Source organism: Albimonas pacifica (assembly GCF_900113695.1).
Taxonomy (GTDB): Bacteria; Pseudomonadota; Alphaproteobacteria; order Rhodobacterales; family Rhodobacteraceae; genus Albimonas; species Albimonas pacifica.
Genome location: NZ_FOQH01000011.1, coordinates 125,754 through 146,447, shown reverse-complemented (window position 1 = coordinate 146,447; position 20,694 = coordinate 125,754). Strand labels below are relative to the sequence as shown.

Annotated in this window: 13 protein-coding genes; 8 read left to right on the top strand and 5 right to left on the bottom strand. The window is 73.2% G+C overall.

The features are described from left to right. Positions 1-378 precede the first annotated feature (378 nt). From secA to BM064_RS22135, 4 genes are all read left to right on the top strand, one after another. Complete coding sequence (secA, locus tag BM064_RS22150; protein WP_092864105.1) at positions 379-3,267, top strand: preprotein translocase subunit SecA; 2,889 nt, start codon at positions 379-381, stop codon at positions 3,265-3,267. A gap of 760 nt (positions 3,268-4,027) precedes the next feature. After that, positions 4,028-5,263: a multidrug effflux MFS transporter gene (locus tag BM064_RS22145; RefSeq protein WP_092864102.1), complete on the top strand. Its 1,236-nt coding sequence runs from the start codon at positions 4,028-4,030 to the stop codon at positions 5,261-5,263. 59 nt (positions 5,264-5,322) lie between these two features. Continuing rightward, complete coding sequence (locus BM064_RS22140) at positions 5,323-5,712, top strand: VOC family protein (RefSeq protein WP_092864099.1); 390 nt, start codon at positions 5,323-5,325, stop codon at positions 5,710-5,712. A gap of 129 nt (positions 5,713-5,841) precedes the next feature. Continuing rightward, positions 5,842-7,035 carry an LLM class flavin-dependent oxidoreductase gene (locus BM064_RS22135; RefSeq protein ID WP_092864307.1) on the top strand — a complete coding sequence of 398 codons (1,194 nt, stop codon included), beginning with the start codon at positions 5,842-5,844 and terminating at the stop codon, positions 7,033-7,035. A gap of 417 nt (positions 7,036-7,452) precedes the next feature. Here BM064_RS22135 and grxD read toward each other — a convergent pair whose 3' ends face one another. From grxD to purL, 3 genes are all read right to left on the bottom strand, one after another. Next, entirely contained in the window at positions 7,453-7,830 is a 378-nt protein-coding gene (gene grxD, locus BM064_RS22130; RefSeq protein ID WP_092864096.1) for a Grx4 family monothiol glutaredoxin, read from the bottom strand. A gap of 37 nt (positions 7,831-7,867) precedes the next feature. Then, positions 7,868-8,101 (bottom strand): BolA family protein, encoded by a 234-nt coding sequence (locus tag BM064_RS22125; RefSeq protein ID WP_092864093.1) that lies wholly within the window; start codon positions 8,099-8,101, stop codon positions 7,868-7,870. A gap of 102 nt (positions 8,102-8,203) precedes the next feature. Continuing rightward, positions 8,204-10,393 (bottom strand): phosphoribosylformylglycinamidine synthase subunit PurL, encoded by a 2,190-nt coding sequence (purL, locus tag BM064_RS22120; RefSeq protein ID WP_092864090.1) that lies wholly within the window; start codon positions 10,391-10,393, stop codon positions 8,204-8,206. Between the two features lie 116 nt (positions 10,394-10,509). On the opposite strand from purL, the gene BM064_RS22115 reads away from it, so the two are divergent. After that, entirely contained in the window at positions 10,510-11,451 is a 942-nt protein-coding gene (locus tag BM064_RS22115) for a DMT family transporter (protein ID WP_092864087.1), read from the top strand. Between the two features lie 251 nt (positions 11,452-11,702). On the opposite strand, the gene BM064_RS22110 is transcribed toward BM064_RS22115, so the two are convergent. Then, positions 11,703-14,216, bottom strand: a complete 2,514-nt coding sequence (locus tag BM064_RS22110; protein ID WP_092864084.1) for a penicillin acylase family protein — start codon at positions 14,214-14,216, stop codon at positions 11,703-11,705. A gap of 167 nt (positions 14,217-14,383) precedes the next feature. On the opposite strand from BM064_RS22110, the gene BM064_RS22105 reads away from it, so the two are divergent. Next, positions 14,384-15,247, top strand: coding sequence for an NAD(P)-dependent oxidoreductase (locus BM064_RS22105; protein WP_092864081.1), 864 nt, complete (start codon positions 14,384-14,386; stop codon positions 15,245-15,247). A 375-nt stretch (positions 15,248-15,622) separates the two neighbouring features. On the opposite strand, the gene BM064_RS22100 is transcribed toward BM064_RS22105, so the two are convergent. Beyond that, a complete protein-coding gene (locus BM064_RS22100; RefSeq protein ID WP_092864078.1) occupies positions 15,623-16,393 on the bottom strand; it encodes a hypothetical protein in 771 nt (256 codons plus the stop codon). Between the two features lie 441 nt (positions 16,394-16,834). Between BM064_RS22100 and BM064_RS22095 the strand changes: the two genes are divergently transcribed. After that, the gene (locus BM064_RS22095; protein WP_092864075.1) at positions 16,835-18,082 is read left to right on the top strand and encodes an aspartate kinase; all 1,248 of its coding nucleotides are present in this window, start codon (positions 16,835-16,837) and stop codon (positions 18,080-18,082) included. Between the two features lie 190 nt (positions 18,083-18,272). Further along, complete coding sequence (ptsP, locus tag BM064_RS22090; protein ID WP_092864072.1) at positions 18,273-20,543, top strand: phosphoenolpyruvate--protein phosphotransferase; 2,271 nt, start codon at positions 18,273-18,275, stop codon at positions 20,541-20,543. Positions 20,544-20,694 lie beyond the last annotated feature (151 nt).

Here is a 20,694-nt window from a genome sequence, read left to right as displayed (position 1 = left end):
TCTCCCGCCCGGGCTGCGAGCCGGGCTTCCGGCCGGCGGAACGCCGGCGAGACCGGGGGGCGCGTTGACAGCGCCCCGCCCGCCGCCTAACTGTCCGCTGGGCCCCTAGCGGGCCGTCGCGGCGCGGGTCAGGCCCCGTTTAGCGCGCCCCCGACGAGCGGGCAACAGGGCTCGGCCTTGCGCCGGTCCCCTCTTCCCCGCCCTCCCGGGACCGGCGCGTCCCACGGGCCTGCGCGTCTCGACCGTTTTGGATTTCCGCCCGGGCGGCCGCGAACCGCATGGCGCCCGGGGCTGGCGTCGCCTATCTGGGGCGCTCGGAACGGTTCGGCGGAGCGCGGGGTGCGCGCTCCCGGCCGGCAGCAAGGATGAAGGCGAGACATGCTGGGACTGGGCGCCGCCGCCAGGAAGGTCTTCGGGACCGCCAACGACCGTCAGGTCAAGACGTTGATGCGCAAGGTCCGCGCGATCAACGAGCTGGAGCCCGAGATCTCCGCCCTCTCCGACGAGGCGCTGCGCGCCAAGACCCAGGAGTTCCGCGAGCGTCACGCCCAGGGCGAGACCCTCGACGCGCTGCTGCCCGAGGCCTTCGCCGTCGCCCGCGAGGGCGCCAAGCGCGCGCTGGGCATGCGGCCCTTCGACGTGCAGCTCGTCGGCGGCATGGTCCTCCACCAGGGCAAGATCTCCGAGATGAAGACCGGCGAGGGCAAGACCCTGGTCGCGGTCCTGCCCACCTACCTCAACGCCATCGCCGGCAAGGGCGTGCATGTCGTCACGGTCAACGACTACCTCGCCCGGCGCGACGCGGAGTGGATGGGCAAGGTCTACGGCTTCCTCGGCTTGACCACCGGCATCGTGACGCCGGGCGTCGGCGACGCCGACCGCAAGGCCGCCTACGCCTGCGACGTCACCTACTGCACCAACAACGAGCTCGGCTTCGACTACCTGCGCGACAACATGAAGTTCCGGCTCGACGACATGGTCCAGCGCGGCCATGCCTTCGCGATCGTGGACGAGGTCGACTCGATCCTCATCGACGAGGCGCGCACGCCGCTGATCATCTCGGGCCCGGCCGAGGACAGCTCCGAGACCTACCGCGCCGTCGACGCGATCATCCCCGAGATCCGCCCCGAGCACTACGACATCGACGAGAAGGCGCGCTCCGCCAACTTCACCGACGAGGGCAACGAGTTCATCGAGCAGCGCCTCTCGGCCGCGGGCCTGCTGCCGGAGGGGACGGGGCTCTACGATCCCGAGAACGTCTCCTACGTCCACCACGTCAACCAGGCCCTGCGTGCGCACACGCTGTTCAAGAAGGACACGCATTACATCGTGCGCGGCGGCAAGGTGGTGATCATCGACGAGTTCACCGGCCGGATGATGGACGGCCGCCGCTTCGGCGACGGCCTGCACCAGGCGCTGGAGGCCAAGGAAGGCGTCCAGATCCAGCCCGAGAACGTCACCCTCGCCTCGATCACCTTCCAGAACCTGTTCCGCCTGTATTCGAAGCTGTCGGGCATGACCGGCACCGCGATGACCGAGGCCGACGAGTTCGCCTCGATCTACGGGCTGGAGGTGGTGGAGATCCCCACCAACCTGCCCATCGCCCGCCAGGACGAGGACGACCAGGTGTTCCGCTCGGGCGACGAGAAGACGCTCGCGCTGATCGAGGCGATCGCCGACGCCCACCGCCGCGGCCAGCCGGCGCTGGTCGGCACCACCTCGATCGAGAAGTCCGAGCAGCTCTCGGCGCTGCTGTCCCAGCCGCAGGCGCTGCTGAAGACGGCCGAGGTGCTGCGCCGCTTCGCCGGCCAGACCAAGCCCAAGGAAGAGACGCGCCGCGCCTATCTCGAGGACACGGCCGCCCACCTGGAGCAGATCGCCAGGACCGGCAAGGGCATCCCGCATGAGGTCCTCAACGCCCGCCACCACGAGCGCGAGGCCTATATCGTCGCCAAGGGCGGCCTGCCGGGGGCTGTGACCATCGCCACCAACATGGCCGGCCGCGGCACCGACATCCAGCTCGGCGGCAACGTCGAGATGATGGCGCGCGAGAAGCTGCTGGATCTCGGCGAGCAGGTGACCGAACAGCGCCTGCACGAGGTGATGGCCGAGATCACGCCCAAGGCCCAGGCCGACAAGAAGACGGCCCTGGAAGCCGGCGGCCTGTGGGTGATCGGCACCGAGCGCCACGAGAGCCGGCGCATCGACAACCAGCTCCGCGGCCGCTCCGGCCGCCAGGGGGACCCGGGGCGGTCCTCGTTCTATCTCTCGCTCGACGACGACCTGATGCGCATCTTCGGGTCCGAGCGGATGGACAAGATGCTCAAGACGCTCGGCCTGCAGGAGGGCGAGGCGATCATCCACCCCTGGGTGAACAAGGCCATCGAGAAGGCGCAGGGCAAGGTCGAGGCGCGCAACTTCGACATCCGCAAGAACCTGCTGAAATTCGACGACGTGATGAACGACCAGCGCAAGGCGATCTTCGCCCAGCGCCGCGAGATCATGGAGGCGGACGACGTCCAGGAGACGGTCCGCGACATGCGTCACGAGCATATCGACGACCTCGTCGCCGAGCACATCCCCGAGCGCGCCTATGCCGACCAGTGGGACGTCGAGGGCCTTTACGCGAAGCTCCTGCAGGACTTCGGCCGCGAGGTCCCGGTGATCGCCTGGGCCAAGGAAGAGGGCGTCGACGACGAGCACATCCGCGAGCGTCTGGTGAAGATGGCCGACGAGCAGGTGGCCGAGAAGGCCGCCGCCTTCGGCCCCGAGGTGATGCGCCAGATCGAGAAGTCGGTGCTGCTGCAGACCATCGACCACCACTGGCGCGAGCACCTGGTGACGCTGGAGCACCTGCGCTCGGTGATCGGCTTCCGCGGCTATGCGCAGCGCGATCCGCTCAACGAATACAAGACCGAGGCCTTCGAGCTGTTCCAGTCGCTGCTGGGCCGCCTGCGCCGCGACGTGACCCGCCAGATCGCCTACGTGCAGGTGATGAGCCAGGACGAGGCCGCCCGCCAGCGCGCGGCGCTTTCGGCTGCGGCCGACCAGCTCGCCGCCGCCGCCCAGCCCCGCCAGCCCGCGCCCGAGCCGGCGCTGGAAGGGGCCGGCGCCGCCTCGGCCGCGCCCTCGCCGGCGCCCGCGCCGATCCAGGCCGCCGAGATCGACCCCACCGACCCCGCCACCTGGGGCCAGGTCGGGCGCAACGAACCCTGCCCCTGCGGCTCCGGCCAGCGCTACAAGTCCTGCCACGGCAAGGTGGCCTGAGGTTTTCCGGCCCCCTTCGGGGGGCGCCGCGACAGCCGTCGCGCCTGTGTCTTCGCTCTTGCCCGCGGCGCGCCGCGGGCGTTTGCATGTAGGGGCGCCGTTTCCTGGGGGGAGGGCGGGACGGCCTCGGGCGCGGGACCGGGGGGCTGGGATTTTCGCCATCTGCCGAGACGGCCGGCAGGGCCGGCCTCTGGCGAGCGTGCGGCGGGTCGGGCCGCGCCTCAAGGCCGAGCCCGGCTGCGCCGGGTCGCTGCGCGAGCCTTGACCCGCGGCCCGACTCGCCTCTTCGCAGCGGTCGGGCGAAGTCCTGGGGCAGGGCGGCCCGCGCGCCGCGAAGCCTTCGGCTCCGCGAGCGCGCGGGGGCGCCGCGTCGGCTGCGGCGCCTGCCGCGTCCGGCTCGCCCGCGGCGCGTGGCGGGCGTCGGCGCCTGGGACGGAAGGGCGCCCGGGGCGGGTGGTCGGGCGCGGGGCCCGGCCGGTTCCTGCGGCGTAGGCCGGGCTGGGCGCCTGCGGCGCAGCCCGCGAGAACGCCATTGGCGCAGCTGGGCGACGCGACTTCGGCGGGGCGGGCGTGGCCCCTCGCGCACGGCCGGGCGAGGCGCCCTCCGGCGCAAGCGGGCAGGGCGCCTGCGGCGCCGGGCCGAGGAGGCGCGCCCGGCGGGCGTCGGTCGGGGCTTGCGCCGGAGGGCGGCGAGGATCAGGTTGCCTGATCTTTCGATCCGCCCGCATCGCGGAGCGATCCCCTCCGCCGGACCCCTGCCATGCGCTTCCCCGCCGCGGCCACGCCGCCGCACATCGTCACCCTGATCCTGCTGACCGCGGGAACCACCGTGACGCTGAACATGTTCCTGCCCTCGCTCGCCCATATCGCCGAGCGCTTCGGGGTCTCCTACGGGGCGGCGGGGTGGCTGGTCTCGGGCTATCTCGGCGTCACCGCGCTGCTGCAGCTGCTGATCGGGCCGTTGTCCGACCGCTTCGGGCGCCGGCCGGTGCTGCTGACCTGCCTCTGCGTGTTCCTCGTCGCCTCGGTCGGCTGCTTCACCGCGCAGAGCTTCGAGACGCTGCTCGCCTTCCGGCTGCTGCAGGGGGCGATGATCGCCGGCTCGGCGCTGTCGCCCGCCATCGTGCGGGACCTGCTGCCGCCCGAGCAGGCCGCCAGCCGCATCGGCTACATCGCCACCGCCATGGCCGTCGGCCCGATTCTGGGGCCCTCGATCGGCGGGCTGCTGGACGAGGGCTTCGGCTGGCGCGCCTCCTTCGCCGTCTACGCGCTGATCGCGGCGGGGCTGATCGGGCTGGTCTGGCGGGATCTCGGCGAGACCAACACGACCCGCTCGGCGGACTTCGGCAAGCAGTTCCGCGAGTATCCCGAGCTCCTTCGCTCCCGCCGCTTCTGGGGCTGCGCGCTGTGCATGGCCTTCTCGGTCGGGGGATTCTTCGCCTTCATCGCCGGCGCTCCCCTGATCGCGCGCGAGGCGCTGGGGCTGAGCCCGGCGGAGCTGGGGATCGCGCTGGGCTCGATCACCACCGGCTTCGCCTCGGGGGCGTTCCTGTCGGGGCGCTATGCGGGCCGGGTGGGGCTGACGGGGATGATGATGCTGGGGCGCTGCACGGCTTGCGCGGGCATCGCCGCGGGGCTGGGGCTGGCGCTGGCGGGCCATGTCTCGGTGATCTCGGTGTTCGGGGCGACGATCTTCGTGGGCGTCGGCAACGGGCTGACCATGCCCTCGGCCAACGCCGGCGCGGTCTCGGTGCGCCCGCGGCTGGCGGGCAGCGCGGCGGGGCTGGCGGGCGCGCTGAACGTGGGCGGGGGCGCGGCGATCACCGCCGGCGTCACCGCCGCGATCTCGCGCGATCCCCGGGTCTCGGTCCTGCTGGGGCTGATGCTGGCGCTGTGCCTCGCGGGCCTGGCGGCGGCCTTCTACGTGCGCTGGGTCGACCGGCGCGAGGCGGCGACGGGCGGCCGCGCGCTGGGCATGGACGGCCGGCCGGGGTGACGCGCGCCGGTTGACCGCCGGCCCCCGCGGCGCGATCCTGCGCCCGGAGGGAGGCTCCCATGACCGTCCTGCGCATCGTCCCCAACCTCGCCCACCCCGACCCCGCCGCCGGCCGCGCCTTCTGGCACGACCTGCTGGGGCTGGAGCCGGCGATGGACCTGGGCTGGATCCTGACCTGGTCGCCGCCGGTCAGCCACCTCGACGAACCCGAGCAGCGCCCGCAGCTGTCGGTCATGTCGCAGGGGGGCGGCGGCGCGCCGGTCCCCGACCTCTCGATCGAAGTGGACGACGTCGACGCGGTGCACGCGCGGGCCCTGGAGATGGGCCTGACCGTCGAGCGCCCGCTCGCCGACGAGCCCTGGGGCGTGCGCCGCTTCTTCCTGCGCGAACCGGGGGGGCGGCTGGTCAACATCCTCTCCCACGCGGCCGGACCGCTGCCGCAACCGTGACGGGCCCGGGCGAGGCCGCGGTCGCCTGACCGTTGACGGGCGCGGCGGCGCGCGCCCATTCTGGCGACGGCCATCAAGGCCCGGGCGCCGGTCCCCACGGCGCACCGCCCACGGGAGGAAAGATTGATGATGACCGACAGACTGCGCTTCGGCGTATTCCTCGCCCCGTTCCACAAGCCCGGCGTGAACCCCACGCTCGCCCTGCAGAACGACCTCGAGTTGATGCAGTGGCTCGACCGCTGCGGCTACGACGAGGCCTGGATCGGCGAGCACCACTCGGCCGGCTCCGAGATCATCGCCAGCCCCGAGATCTTCATCGCCGCCGCCGCCGAGCGCACCCGGCATATCCGCCTGGGCACCGGCGTGACCTCGCTGAGCTACCACAACCCGCTGTGGGTGGCGGAGCGGATGGTGCAGCTCGACCACATGACCCGCGGGCGGATCATGTTCGGGGCGGGCCCCGGGGCGCTGCCCACCGACGCCAGGATGATCGGCATCGACCCCTCGCAGACCCGCGGTCTGCTGGAGGATTCCCTGGGCGTGATCATGAAGCTGCTCGAGAGCGAGGAGCCGGTCACCTTCAAGAACGACCGCTGGGACCTGCGCGAGGCGCGGCTGCACCTGCGGCCCTACTCGAACTTCGACGTCTGCGCGGCGGCGGTCGCCTCGCCGGCCGGGCCGCGTCTGGCGGGGCGGCACGGGATCGGGCTGCTGTCGATCGGGGCCACCTCGGCCGCGGGCTTCGACGCGCTGGCGCTGCACTGGGACGTGATGGAGGCCGAGGCCGCGGCCCACGGCAAGACAGTCGACCGCGCCAAGTGGCGCCTGGTCGGGCTGGTGCATATCGCCGAGACCGAGGAGCAGGCCAAGAAGGACGTCGCCTACGGCATGGAGCAGTGGTTCCACTACTTCCAGGCGGTCGCGGCCTTCCCGCAGATGGCGGTGCCGGGCGACGACCTCGACGAGATGATCGCCTTCATCAACGAGAGCGGCTTCGGCGCGATCGGCACGCCCGATATGGCGGTGGCCCAGATCGACCGGCTGATGAAGCAGTCGAACGGCGGCTTCGGCGCCTACCTGATGCTGGCCCACAACTGGGCGAACCCCGAGGCCACGAAGAAGAGCTACGAGCTGATCGCCCGCCACGTCATGCCCCACTTCCAGGGCCACTTCCTGCCCACCATGGACAGCGCCGCCCGCGCCGAGAAGCTGCGCCCCGAGCTCGCCGCCAAGCACGAGCAGGCGGTGGAGGACATGAAGGCCCGCTACGAGGCCGAAGTGGCCGGGCGCGCGAAGAAGCCCGAGCGGGTGGACGCGGGCTGAGGCCGGATCTCGCGGTGGACGCGGGCCCAGGGGGCCCGCGTCGGTGGGACGGAGGCGCCCTGCGGGCGGGCTTGGTATGCGCGCGTGCCGCGCGCGCGGGCTTCGCCCGCGGGACCGCTTCTGAACTCACCCAAGAACAAGCCCCGCGCCTGTTCTCCGCAGCCGTCCGTCGCTTCCGATGCCTGAGCGCCTCGGTCGAAGGGGTCAAGGACAAGCCGCGCAAGCGCGGTCGCTGCGCGATCCTTGACCCCTTCGACCGAGCCGCTCTGATCGGCATCAGCGACGGACGGCTCCGGAGAACAGGCGCTCCCGCAGGGGGCGGGCGTCGCGGGACGCGTGGGGCGGGCGGGGGCGCGCAAATGCGAAAGGGCCGGCGCGGGGCCGGCCCTTCGGGGGCTTCCGGTTCGGGGGCCGGGATTACTGGTTGGCTTCGCGGATCTGCTCGGCCTTGGCCTTGTCGAAGCTCACGCCGTTCTGCTCGAACAGCTGGTCGAGCTCGCCCGACAGCGTCATCTCGGTGATGATGTCGCAGCCGCCCACGAACTCGCCCTTCACGTAGAGCTGGGGGATCGTGGGCCAGTCGGAGAAGTCCTTGATCCCCTGGCGTACGGCGTCGTCGGCCAGGACGTTCACGTCCTTGAAGTCGACGCCCATGAAGTTCAGCACGCCCGCCACGCGCGCGGAGAACCCGCACTGCGGCATCGACTTGGTGCCCTTCATGAACAGGACCACGTCGTTGGCCTTGATGTCGGCCTCGATCGTGGCGAAGGCGGGGTTGGTCGCGGTCTCGGTCATTCGCGTCCTCCTCGGGGGACGGGGCGGGGACTGGCGGTCAGTCCGGCGCCCGGGTTGTCAGCGCGAGGGCGTGCAGCTCGCCCCCCATCCGGCCTTTCAGCGCGGCGTAGACCGCCCGCTGCTGCTGGACCCGGTTCATGCCCTTGAATTCCGGGGCGATCACGGTCGCCGCGTAGTGGTCCCCGTCGCCGGCGAGATCGTTGATCTCGATCGAGGCGTTGGGGAACGCCTCCTTGATCAGGCGCTCGATCTCGGTCGATTCCATGGGCATCGGGATGGGCTCCGGGTTCGTTGCCGTTCCAGCCTGAAATAAAGCGCGCGGCCCTTGCCTGCAAGGACCGCGCGGGAGAAGGGGGACCTCAGGCCGCGCAGGTCACGCGCCCATCATCCGCGCGAAGCCGCCGGAATGCGCCTCGCGCAGGGCAGCGAGCGGGGCGGGACGGCCGCCCAGGATCACCGCGTCGCCCTCCAGCGTGCCGATCTGGCGCGCCGGCACGCCGGCCTTCGCGGCCGCGTCCAGCGCCGCCATCGCCGACTGGGCGGGGCAGGCGAGGAGGTAGCGGGCCTGGTCCTCGCCGAAGAACCACGCCCCCGGCGCCATGCCCTTGGGCGCGCCCGCGATCGTCGCGCCGCAGCCCGAGGCGAGGGCCATCTCCGCCGCCGCCACGGCCAGACCGCCGTCCGAGAGGTCGTGGGCGGCCGAGAGCAGGCCCGCGGCCTTCAGGGCGCGCACCAGTTCGCCCGCCGCGCGCTCGGCCGCGAGGTCGACGGGGGGCGGGGGGCCTTCCTCGCGCCCGTGCAGCTCGTAGAGCCAGGCGGAGCGGTCGAGCCAGCCGGAGGTCTCGCCGAGCAGGATCAGCACGTCGCCGCGCCTGCCGGCCATGGGGATCGCCTGGGAGAGGTCCTCGAGCAGGCCCACCGCGGCGATGGTCGGCGTGGGCTGGATCGCCTGGCCGTCGGTCTCGTTGTAGAGGCTGACGTTGCCCGAGACGATGGGCATGTCGAGCGCCTTGCACGCCTCGCCGATGCCCTGGATGCAGCCGACGAACTGGCCCATGATCCGCGGCTTCTCGGGGTTGCCGAAGTTCATGTTGTCGGTGGTCGCCAGAGGCCGGGCGCCGGTGGCGGAGAGGTTGCGGAAGCACTCGGCGACCGCCTGCTTGCCGCCCTCGACCGGGTCGGCGAAGCAGTAGCGCGGCGTCACGTCCGAGGAGAAGGCCAGCGCCTTCTTCGTCCCGTGCACCCGCACCACGGCGGCGTCGGAGCCGGGGCCGCGGGCGGTGTCGGCGCCCACCGTGTGGTCATACTGCTCCCACACCCAGGCGCGCGAGCAGAAGTTCGGCCGGCCCAGCAGCGCCAGCAGGTCCGCGGCGGGGTCGGCGCAGGCGGGCATGTCGGCGACCTTGGGCGAGGCCGGCGTCGGCTCCCACGGGCGGTCGTATTCGGGGGCGGTCCCGGAGAGAGCGGCGAGCGGCAGGTCGGCCTTCACCTCGCCCGCCAGCTTCACCAGGAAGCGGTCCTCGGCGATGGTCTTGCCCACGATGGCGAAGTCGAGGTCCCACTTGTCGAAGATCGCCCGCGCCTCCGCCTCCATCGAGGGCTTGAGGACCATGAGCATCCGCTCCTGGCTCTCGGACAGCATCATCTCGTAGGCGGTCATGTGGGTTTCGCGCTGGGGGACGGCGTCGAGGTCGAGCTCGATCCCGAGGCCCCCCTTGTCGCCCATCTCGACGGCCGAGCAGGTCAGGCCCGCGGCGCCCATGTCCTGGATGGAGATCACCGCGCCCGAGGCCATCAGCTCCAGGCACGCCTCCAGCAGGCGTTTTTCGGTGAAGGGGTCGCCGACCTGCACGGTGGGGCGTTTTTCTTCCGCGCCCTCGCCGAATTCGGCCGAGGCCATGGTGGCGCCGCCGACGCCGTCGCGGCCGGTCTTGGCGCCGAGGTAGACGACCGGCATGCCGACGCCGGAGGCGGCCGAGTAGAAGATCGCGTCCGCCTTGGCGATGCCGGCGGCGAAGGCGTTGACCAGGCAGTTGCCGTCATAGCCCGCGTGGAAGCGCACCTCGCCGCCCACGTTGGGCACGCCGAAGCAGTTGCCGTAGGAGCCGATGCCCTCCACGACGCCGGCCACCAGCCGTTTGGTCTTCGGATGCTCGGGGCGGCCGAAGGACAGCGCGTTCATCGCCGCCATCGGGCGCGCGCCCATTGTAAAAACGTCGCGGAGAATGCCGCCGACCCCGGTCGCCGCGCCCTGGTGGGGCTCGATGTAGGAGGGGTGGTTGTGGCTCTCCATCTTGAAGATCACCGCGTCCCCGTCGCCGATGTCGACCACGCCCGCGTTCTCGCCCGGGCCGCAGATCACCTGCGGGCCCTCGGTGGGCAGGGTGCGGAGCCATTTCTTGGAGGACTTGTAGGAGCAGTGCTCGTTCCACATGGCCGAGAAGATGCCCAGCTCGGTCCAGCTCGGCGTGCGGCCGATCAGGTCCAGGATCCGCTGGTATTCCTCGGCCGTCAGGCCATGGTCCGCGGCGAGGGCTTGCGTGACGGCGGGTTCTGCGGACATGGTCCCTCCTGAACGAAGGTCGCCTTACCAAGGCCCCGCGCGCCGGGGCCTCCCGGTCAGGACAAGGCGAAAGGCGCGGGCCTTCTAGCCCGGCGCAGAGGCGAGGAAAAGATCGCATGTCATCCCAGGCCGCCGCGGCGGGTCGTTCGGCGGGAGACATCTCGCCGCCCCCTCCCGGCGCGTGGCGGGGATATCTCGCGGTCGCCGCGGCCGTGGCGATCTGGGCGAGCTGGATCGTGATCACCCGGGTGCAGGTCGCCTCGATCCCCCCCTCCGACGTGGCGCTGCTGCGCTTCGTGGTGCCGGCGCTGGTGCTGGCGCCGGTGTGGCTGAAGCGCGGGCTGGTCCCCAGGGGCCAGCCGCTGGGGGCGCTGGCGGTGATGGCGGTGGGCTGGGGCGGGCCCTTCGTGATGCTGATCTCCAAGGGGCTCGAGACGGTTCCCGCCTCGCTGTTCGGGCCGATGGTGCCGGCGACCCTGCCGCTGCTGGTGGCGATCTTCGACCGGGTGATGAACGGGGTGCCGGTGCGCGGGATGCGCCTGCTGGGGCTGGTCCTGATCGCGACCTCGATCGCGCTGATCGTGGGGCCGGCCTTCGCGCGGGCCGACGCGGGCTTCCTCGCGGGGGCGCCCTACCTGGTCTGCGCCGCCTGCGGGTGGACGGCCTTCACGCTCGCCTATCGCTCGACCACGCTGACCGGGCTGGAGGCGACGGCCTACGTCTCGCTCTACTCCACGCCGCTGCTGATCGTCGTGGCGCTGGTCTCGGGGAGCGCGCTGCCCGAGGCGACGCTGGAGGAGTGGGTGTTCTACGTGACCTTCCAGGGGCTGCTGGCGGGCGTGATCTCGGTCGCGGCCTTCGGCTACGCGGTGCGGGCGCTGGGGGTGGCCAAGACCTCGGCCTGGACCTCGCTGGTGCCGATGGGCGCGGCGATCGGCGGCTGGGCCTGGCTGGGCGAGCATCCCGGCCCGCTTGGCTGGGCGGCGGTCTGCGCGGCCTGCCTGGGCGTCGCCGCGGTCAACGGCGCCTTCCAGGCCCTGACCGCCCGGCGCGCCTGAGCGGCGCCGCCCTCGTCGCGACGGACGATGCGCGGAGCGGCCAGGGACGGCGGGATGGAAAGGCGGGTGTCCGCGGCCCGGAGTGTGGGGAAACGCTTGCGGCCGGTGACGATGGCGCGGGGTTCCTTGGGGGGGTGCTGCGCCACCGCCGAGGGGGATCCGGCTGCAATCGGACCGCGGACACCTGCCAATATCCGCTTTCGTCATCCGCGATACAAGGGGCTGCGCAGGATCGTGAGCCTCGGCGCGGCTCAGTCGCGCGCCGCGTCGGCCCCGATCCGGGACGGCAGCAGACGCGTCAGCCCGACCGAGCCGGCCTCGGCGTCCTGAAAATCCAGAGACATCCGGATGCCGTCGCCGCGTCGCCAGAGCTCGGTCAGGTCGTCGTAGAAACGCGACAGCGGATGTCCGGATTCGCCCGTGGCGATCACGAAAACCGAGCCGTCGGGGTCGGCGAAGTCCACCGCCATGCGGAAACCGGCGCCGAATCGGCTGGCGTAGGGCTCGTTCCCGCGGCCGGCCGAGGTGGTGCGCATCAGCGTGTAATCCCCGCCCGAGACCTCGTGGCGGATGTTGACCACCAGCCCCAGCAGGCCGAAGCCGCCCAGCACCTCGTGATCCATCCGCGCCTCGTGCGCCTCCCCCCAGCGCCAGCCGCGGGGGTCGGAGCCGTAGCGCTCGGCGAGCGTGTTGAGCGCGTCGTCGAGCGCCAGCGCCGCGATCTCGGGGCAGGTCTCCACGCGGGAGGTCTTGTCGATGTCGCACCAAACGGCGGCGCCCTCGACGTCGCGGAACACCCGCTCGACGAACTCGGGGCGCGGGCCCTCGACGCGGCTGATCGCGGGGCCGAGCTCGTCCTCGGCGAGCCTGAGGGTCAGGCGGCGCATCCATTCGGAGAAGATCAGCGGCTCGGGCGCATGTTCCGACATCTCGCCGTTCCAGTCGCCCAGCATCTCCAGCGCCTGCTGGCGGCGCGCCTCGACCGGGTCCTCGGGGGCGGCGGCGCCGGTCCACCACAGGTCCGAGGCGATCAGCGGCAGCACCGCGCGCGCCATCTCCGAGACCGCGTCGTTCTGCAGGGCCACCGCGCTGTCCTGCGAGTGGAACTCGCGCGCGGCGAGCTGCTTGCGCAGGCGGCGCATCCGGTAGGGGTCTCCCCAGTGGAAGCTGAGGTGGCGGGGGTATTCCGCGTCCGAGGTGCGGTTGTTGGCGTTGGCCACCGCCCCGCTCTCGGGGCGCATCACGGCGGGCATCTCGTCGTAGGGGACGTAGCCCTGCCAGTCGTTCGCCGCGATCCAGCCGGGCGCGGGCAGGCGGCCCTGGCCGGGGCTCCAGGCGCTGCGCAGGGGGGCGCGGCCGGCGACGAACATGCCCACGTCCTCGCGGTCGGCGACGGTGATGTTCAGGGCCGGCGCCACGTGGGGGCGCATCGCCTCGCGGGCGGCGTCGATGGACCGCGCGCGCATCAGCGCGAAGCCGGCCGAGAAGGTGGGATCGTCCGCGGTCAGCGCCGTCCAGCTCAGCGCCGCCACGTGCCCCGCGGGCGTCACGTCGCCCACCCCCATCTGGGCCGCTGGCAGCACCGGCCCGTGGCGGGTCCAGCGCAGCGTCGTCTCCACCCGGTCGCCGTTGGCGAGCCCGATCCACTCGGTCCGCTCGCGGAAGGGCTCCGAGCCGTCGGGGGTCAGGTAGCGCCCCTCGTCGTCGGGATCGAGCTTCTCGATGTAGATGTCGGCGTCGTCCACATAGGCCGAGGTCAGGCCCCAGGCGAGGTCGGCGTTGCGTCCGATCAGCACCAGCGGCAGCCCCGGCACCGTGGCCCCGATCACCCCGCCCGAAGGCAGCTCGAGCCGCGCGAGATGCCACAGCGAGGGGGCCGAGAACCACAGGTGCGGATCGTTGGCCAGCACCGGCGCCTCGGCCGCGGTGCGCGAGGGGCCCAGCGCCCAGGCGTTCGAGGCGCCGCCCTCGCCCGGGGGCGACAGGGTCTGCAGGCCGGCCGGGCCCCGGGCCGCGGGGAAGCGCGCGCCGGGCATCTGGGCGGCGAAGCTCGCGGGGCCGGGCAGGGGCGGGCCGGAGGCCTGCTTGAGCGGCTCGATCTCCGCGCCTTCGGGGTAGTCGGGCAGGATGTCGCGCAGCCGCGCCGCGGGCAGCAGCAGCGACAGCGCCGCCCGGCGCACGTCGACCGCGGCCTGGTCGGTCAGCCGCAGCGCCACGAGCTTGGCGATCGAGAGGCTGTCGGCCGGCGTCCAAGGCGCAATCGCCGAGGAGAACAGGTAGAACTCCGGCGCGCCGCGCCCCAGCGCCTCGCGCCCCACGGCGCGGATGTAGGCGTTCACGCCCGCCGCATAGGCCTCGAGCGCCGCGCGCGCCTCGGGCGTCTGGCTGGCGAGCGCCCCGCGCGCGAGCCCGTAGAGGTCGAGCGCGCGCATCATCTGGTCGACGGGCAGGGTGCGCTCGCCGAACAGCTCCGACAGGCGGCCCTGGGCGGCGCGGCGCGAGGTCTCCATCTGCCACAGCCGGTCCTGGGCGTGGGCGAAGCCGAGGCCGTAGAAGACGTCGGCCTCGCTCTCGCCGCGGATGTGGGGGACGGCGTGCAGGTCGCGCAGGATGTCGACGCGCGCGCCGAGGCCGGGGGCCTCGAAGTCGCGGTCGTAGTCGGGGATCGAGCCCGAAACCAGCACCCAGACCAGCGCCAGGGCCCCCAGCGCGAGGGCCGCCATGACGCCGAACAGGCGCGAGAGCCATTTGAAAAGCTGGGCCAATCCGCCGTCCTGCCAGGGTCCCGAGGCCGCCGGCGCCCGCCCGCCCCGGCGTCCCGCGCGGAGGGGCCGATTCTCCGGCGGCTTGACCTGACCACTCCCGGCGGACAGTTTCCAGCCCTCAGGGCGGGCGACGCCGCGCCCGCGGATGCACTCATGGAGGACCTCCCATGGCCAAATGCGCGTTCATCGGACTGGGGGTGATGGGCTTCCCCATGGCCGGCCACCTGCAGGCCAAGGGGCACGAGGTGACGGTCTGGAACCGCACCCACGCCAAGGCCGAGAAATGGGTCGAGACCCACGGCGGGAAGATGGCCGCCAGCCCCGCCGGCGCGGCCGAGGGCGCGGAGTTCGTCTTCGCCTGCGTGGGCAACGACGACGACCTGCGCCAGGTGACCACCGGCCCCGGCGGCGCCTTCGAGGGGCTGCACGCCGGCGCGATCTTCATCGACAACACCACCGCCTCGGCCGGCGTGGCGCGGGAGCTTCACGCCGCCGCCGCCGAGCACGGCGCGGATTTCATCGACGCCCCCGTCTCCGGCGGCCAGGCGGGCGCCGAGAACGGCGTGCTCACGGTGATGTGCGGCGGCGACGAGGCGCCCTACGCCAGGGCCGAGCCGGTGATCGGCTGCTTCGCGCGCTCCTGCCGGCTGCTGGGGCCTTCGGGCTCGGGGCAGCTGACCAAGATGGTCAACCAGATCTGCATCGCGGGCCTGGTGCAGGGCCTCGCGGAGGGGCTGGCCTTCGCGCAGAAGGCCGGGCTCGACGGCGAGGCGGTGGTCGACGTGATCTCCAAGGGCGCGGCGGGCTCGTGGCAGATGGAGAACCGCCACAAGACGATGCTGGCCGACCAGTTCGACTTCGGCTTCGCGGTGGACTGGATGCGCAAGGACCTGGGCATTTGCCTCGCCGAGGCGCGCGAGAACGGCGCCTCGCTGCCGGTGGCGGCGCTCGTCGACCAGTTCTACGCCCAGGTCCAGCAGATGGGCGGCGGGCGCTGGGACACCTCCTCCCTGATCAAGCGTCTCGGCTGAGCCCCGCTGCGCGGGGCCCCCTGCCGGGGGGCGCCGCGTCGGGCCGCGCGCCTGCGGGTCCTGTCGGGCTCGCGGCGCGAGACCGGCGTCGCGCCTGCGGCGCGCGGGGCATGCGTCGCGCCTGCGGCGCGCGGGGCATGCGTCGCGCCTGCGGCGCGCGGGGCATGCGTCACGCCTGAGGCCCGGGCGCATGCGTCACGCCTGCGGCCCGGGGGCATGCGTCACGCGTGCGGTCCGGGGGCATGCGTCGCGCCTGGAGCGCGCTGTCAGGCGTCGCGCCTGCGGCACGTAGGGCGGTCGCGAGGTCGCGCGAGATCCCCGGCCCGTGCGGGCGGGCGAGATGGCGGCGAGCTGCGGGCGGCCGGGCGCCGGCGTTCAGATGCGGGCGTCGACAGCCGCGGCGGGGGCGCCGGGCGAGAGCTCGATCTCCTCGTCGTTCATGCTCAGGGTCACCCGGCCGGAGGCGTCGAGGCCGCGCAGCCGGACCACCGGCCCCTCGACCAGGGCGAGGCGCATGGCGTCCTTCTCGGCCGCGATCTCGACGCCGGCGAGACCCGTGGGCGGCGGCGCCGAGAAGGCGAAGACGAGGCATTGGCCGGGGGCCACGTCGAACACGTCCTCGCCGAAGTCGGGGCCGATCACCACCGCCGCCTCGCGGGCCGAGAGGCGGAACGGACCGGTTCCCGCCGCATGAACGCCGGAGACGGGCGTCGAGCCGGGCAGCCCCGCGCCCCCTCCGCCCGCGCGCAGGCGGGCGCGGGCCAGCCGGTCGCTCCAGGCGCTGGCGCGGATGCCGTCGGAGGAGGCCGCGGCGTAGGTCCAGCCCAGGCCGCTCGGCCGGAGCGCGGCGTCGGGCGCGTCCCTGCCTGCGCCTTCGGGCCCCTCGTGCGAGGCGGCGGCGGCGCGCGCCTCGCCGCCCTCGGCCATCGTGCGGGCCATGCGGGCGCGGGCGCGCTCCAGCAACGCGTCGAGCCGGGCGTCGCGGCGCGTCTCGTCCTCGGGTCCGGGGGGCGAGCGACCGGCGGCGTGGGAGGCTCCAGCCCCGGCGGCCGGAACGGCGGCGAGGGCGTGGCCCGCAGCCGGGCCGCGCGTCCGCTCCGGCCGCCGGGAGCGGGCGAGCGAGGCGACGGAGGACAGGACGCGCATCGGCGGCTTCCCGGGAGATGAATATGGCGTAAAGCACTCTGCGCCGGGAGGGTTGACGAAAGGTTTACGCGATGCGCCGGCCCGTCGCGGCCCGTCGCGGCCCGTCGCGGCCCGTCGCGGCCCGTCGCGGCCCGTCGCGGCCCGTCGCGGCCCGCGCCCGAGATCGCCGCTGGCGCCGCCCGTCTCCGTCCGCGCAGCCCGTGCCGCCCGCGCCCGAGGTCCCCGCCCGCGCCTGCCCCGCCGGTCGTGCGCCGCGGTCCGCCCCGGGCTCCCGGGCCGCCGCCGCGCCGCCTGCCGCGCGCCGCGGGCGGGGCGGAGCCCCCGGGCGCGACGCCCGACGCGGCGCCTTCGTCCGCCGCGCCGCCTTGCACGCGCCCGCACGCTCCCGTAAGAGGCGCGCGACCTATCCAGACGTCCCTTCGAGGGGGGTGACCGGCGCCCATGCCCAGGCTCGTGATGAAATTCGGCGGCACCTCCGTCGCCGACCTCGACCGCATCCGCGCGGCCGCCCTCAAGGTGAAACGCGAGGTCGACGCCGGCTATGAAGTCGCCGTCGTCGTCTCCGCCATGTCCGGCAAGACCAACGAGCTGGTCGCCTGGGTGCGCGACGCCGCCAACCCGCCCGGCTCCAACAGCGGCGGCTTCTACGACGCGCGCGAATACGACGCCGTGGTGGCGAGCGGCGAGCAGGTGACCTCCGGCCTGATGGCGCTGGCGCTGCAGGAGCTGGGCGTGCCCGCCCGCTCCTGGCAGGGCTGGCAGGTGCCGCTGAAGACCACCGGCGCCCACGGGGCCGCGCGGATCGAGGACATCGACACCACCAGGCTCGACCAGAAGTTCGCCGAAGGGCTCCACGCGGTCATCGCGGGCTTCCAGGGGATCGGGCCGGACGGGCGGATCTCGACCCTGGGCCGGGGCGGCTCGGACACCTCCGCGGTGGCCTTCGCCGCGGCGCTCGGGGCCGAGCGCTGCGACATCTACACCGACGTGGACGGCGTCTACACGACCGACCCCCGCGTCGAGCGCAAGGCCCGCAAGCTCGACCGCATCGCCTACGAGGAGATGCTGGAGCTGGCGAGCCTGGGGGCCAAGGTGCTCCAGACCCGCTCGGTGGAACTGGCGCTTCGCTACAAGGTCCGCCTGATGGTGCGGTCCAGCTTCAACGACGAACCCGGCACGCTCGTCTGCGACGAGGAGGAGATCATGGAATCCAAGGTGGTCAGCGGCGTCGCCTTCTCGCGCGACGAAGCGAAGGTGACGGTGGCGGGCGTCGAGGATCGCCCCGGCGTCGCCGCCGCGATCTTCGGCCCGCTCGCCGAGGCCGGCATCAACGTGGACATGATCGTCCAGAACATCTCGGCCGAGGGTCTGACCGACATGACCTTCTCGCTGCCGACCGACGACATCGCCAAGGCGCGCAAGGCGCTGGAGGCGGCGCAGGCCTCGGGCGCGCTGAAGTTCCGCACGCTGATCGCGGACACGGACGTGTCGAAGGTCTCGGTGGTCGGCATCGGCATGCGCTCCCACGCGGGCGTGGCCAAGAAGATGTTCGAGGCGCTGGCGCGCGAGGGCGTGAACCTCAAGGTCGTCGCCACCTCGGAGATCAAGATCTCGGTGCTCGTCGACCGCAAGTACATGGAGCTCGCCGTGCAGGCGCTGCACGACGCCTTCGAGCTCGAGAAGGACTGAGCCCGCGCGCGTCCCGGGCCGGGGAGGGGCCGGGGACGCGAGGGGCGACACGCCGGGGCAGGGCCCGGGCGACGTCGCGCGCCCCCGCGATACGGGGGGTCGTGGCCCGCCCGGACGCCGTGCTAGACAGGGAGGGCCGGGCCGCGCGACGTCGCGCCGCCGGGCGTGCGCGAGGGACGGACCGACGGCCATGAACCAGCCGGGCAGCATCGACACGGGCGGGGGCTCGCGCCTCCTGCTCCGGCGGCTCGCCGGGGTGATGGCGGAGGCGGGCGACGGCCAGCAGCGCCTCGACCGGATCGTGACCCTGATCTCGCGCTCGATGGACGCCGAGGTCTGCTCGATCTACCTGCGCCGGGGCGACCGCACGCTCGAGCTCTGCGCGACAGAGGGCCTCAACCCCGCCGCCGTGCACAACGCCCGCCTGCGGGTCGGGCAGGGCCTGGTCGGCCAGATCGCCCTGCGCTCCGAGCCGATCAACACCGCCGACGCCCAGCGCACCCGCGGCTTCCAGTACATCCCCGGCACCGACGAGGAGGTGTTCAACGCCTTCCTCGGCGTCCCCATCCAGCGCCTGGGCGAGGTGATGGGCGTGCTCGTCGTGCAGAACCGCGACGCGCGCGACTATTCCGAGGACGACGTCCACGGTCTGGAAGTCGTCGCCATGCTGCTCGCCGAGATGACCGAGCTGGGCGCCTTCCTCGGCGAGGGCGACGCGGAGCTCGCCGGCGCCCACGTGCGCCCCTTCTACGCCCGCGGCCTCGCCGCGCAGGAGGGCGCGGCCGAGGGCGTGGTGCATCTGCACGAGCCGCGCGAGGCCACCCCGAACCCCGTCGCCGAGGACGTCGAAGAAGAGCGCCGCCGCCTGCTGGAGGCCATCGAGTCGCTGCGCGGCGAGGTCGACGGCATGCTCTCGGGCGACCTGCTGGGCGGCTCGGGCGAGCATCGCGACGTGCTCGAGGCCTACCGGATGTTCGCCCATGACAAGGGCTGGCTGAAGCGGATGCTGGCCTCGGTCGACTCAGGGCTCGCGGCCGAGGTGGCGGTGGAGCGCGAGCAGACCTCGGTCCGCGCGCGGCTGGCGCGGATCGCGGATCCCTACCTGCGCGAGCGGGCCCACGACCTCGACGATCTCGGCAACCGGCTGATGCGTCACCTGCAGGGCGACCGCGGGCCCCGGGTGGTGCCCGAGAACGCGGTGCTGGTGGCGCGCAACATCGGCCCCGGCGAGCTGCTCGACTACGGCGACCAGCTCAAGGGCGTGGTGCTGCAGGAAGGGGCCATCGGCTCCCACGCCGCCATCGTCGCGCGGGCGCTGGCGATCCCGCTGGTGATCCAGGCCGACCGCATCACCATGGAGGCGCGCAACGGCGACCCGATCCTGGTCGACGGCGACGTCGGCGCGGTGCACCTGCGCCCCGACGACACCATCCTCGGCGCCTTCCGCGAGAAGCTCGACATGCGCGCCCAGGCCGCCGAGGCCTGGCGGGCGCTGCGCGACGAGCCGGCGCAGACCCTCGACGGGGTGCGCATCGGGCTGCACATGAACGCGGGCCTCCTGACCGACCTGCCCTCGCTGGAGGGATCGGGCGCCGAGGGCGTGGGCCTCTACCGCACCGAGCTGCAGTTCCTGATCCGCGCCCGCGTGCCGATGCGCGGCGAGCAGGCGGCGCTCTACGACCGGGTGCTCAGCCATTCCCGGGGCAAGCGGGTGGTGTTCCGCACGCTCGACATCGGCTCGGACAAGGTGCTTCCCTACATGAAGCCCCAGGACGAGCCGAACCCGGCGCTGGGCTGGCGGGCGATCCGGATCTCGCTGGACCGGCCCAATATACTGAAGATGCAGGTGCAGTCGCTGCTGCGCGGCGCGGCGGGCCGGCCCTTCGCGATCATGTTCCCGATGATCACCCAGGCCTCGGAGTTCACCGCCGCGCGCGACATGGTGCTCGAGCAGCTCGAGCGGCACATCCGCAACGGCTGGCCGGCCCCGCAGCGCCTGGAGATCGGGGCGATGCTGGAGACGCCGAGCCTCGCCTTCGCGCCGGACCGGTTCTTTCGCGAGTCGGATTTCATCTCGATCGGCGGCAACGACCTGAAGCAGTTCTTCTTCGCCGCCGACCGCGAGAACGAGCGGGTGCGCAAGCGCTACGACATGTTCAACGCCTCCTACCTGCGCTTCATCGAGCTGATCGTGCAGCGTTGCGAGGCCCATGGCACGCCGCTGAGCTACTGCGGCGAGGACTCGGGCCGCCCGCTGGAGGCGCTGGCGCTGGCGGCGATGGGGCTGCGGACGCTGTCGATGCGCCCGGCCTCGATCGGCCCGGTGAAGCGCCTGCTGCGCTCGGCCGACCTGCGCGAGGCGCGCGGCGTGATCGACGCGGGCATCGCGCGGGGCGACGTGAACCTGCGCGGGCCCCTGGCCGGCTGGGCGCGGGACGCGGGCCTGGGCGAGATGCTCTGAGCGCCGCGCCCCTCGCGGGGGGCGCCGCGTCGGCCGTCGCGCCCGGGGCGAAGGCTTCGCCCGCGGCGCGGGGCGGGCGTGCGCGCGCGGGGGCGCCGTCTCCCGCGGCGGGAGACGGGCCGAGGCTCCGGCGCGGCGCCGGGCGGCCGGC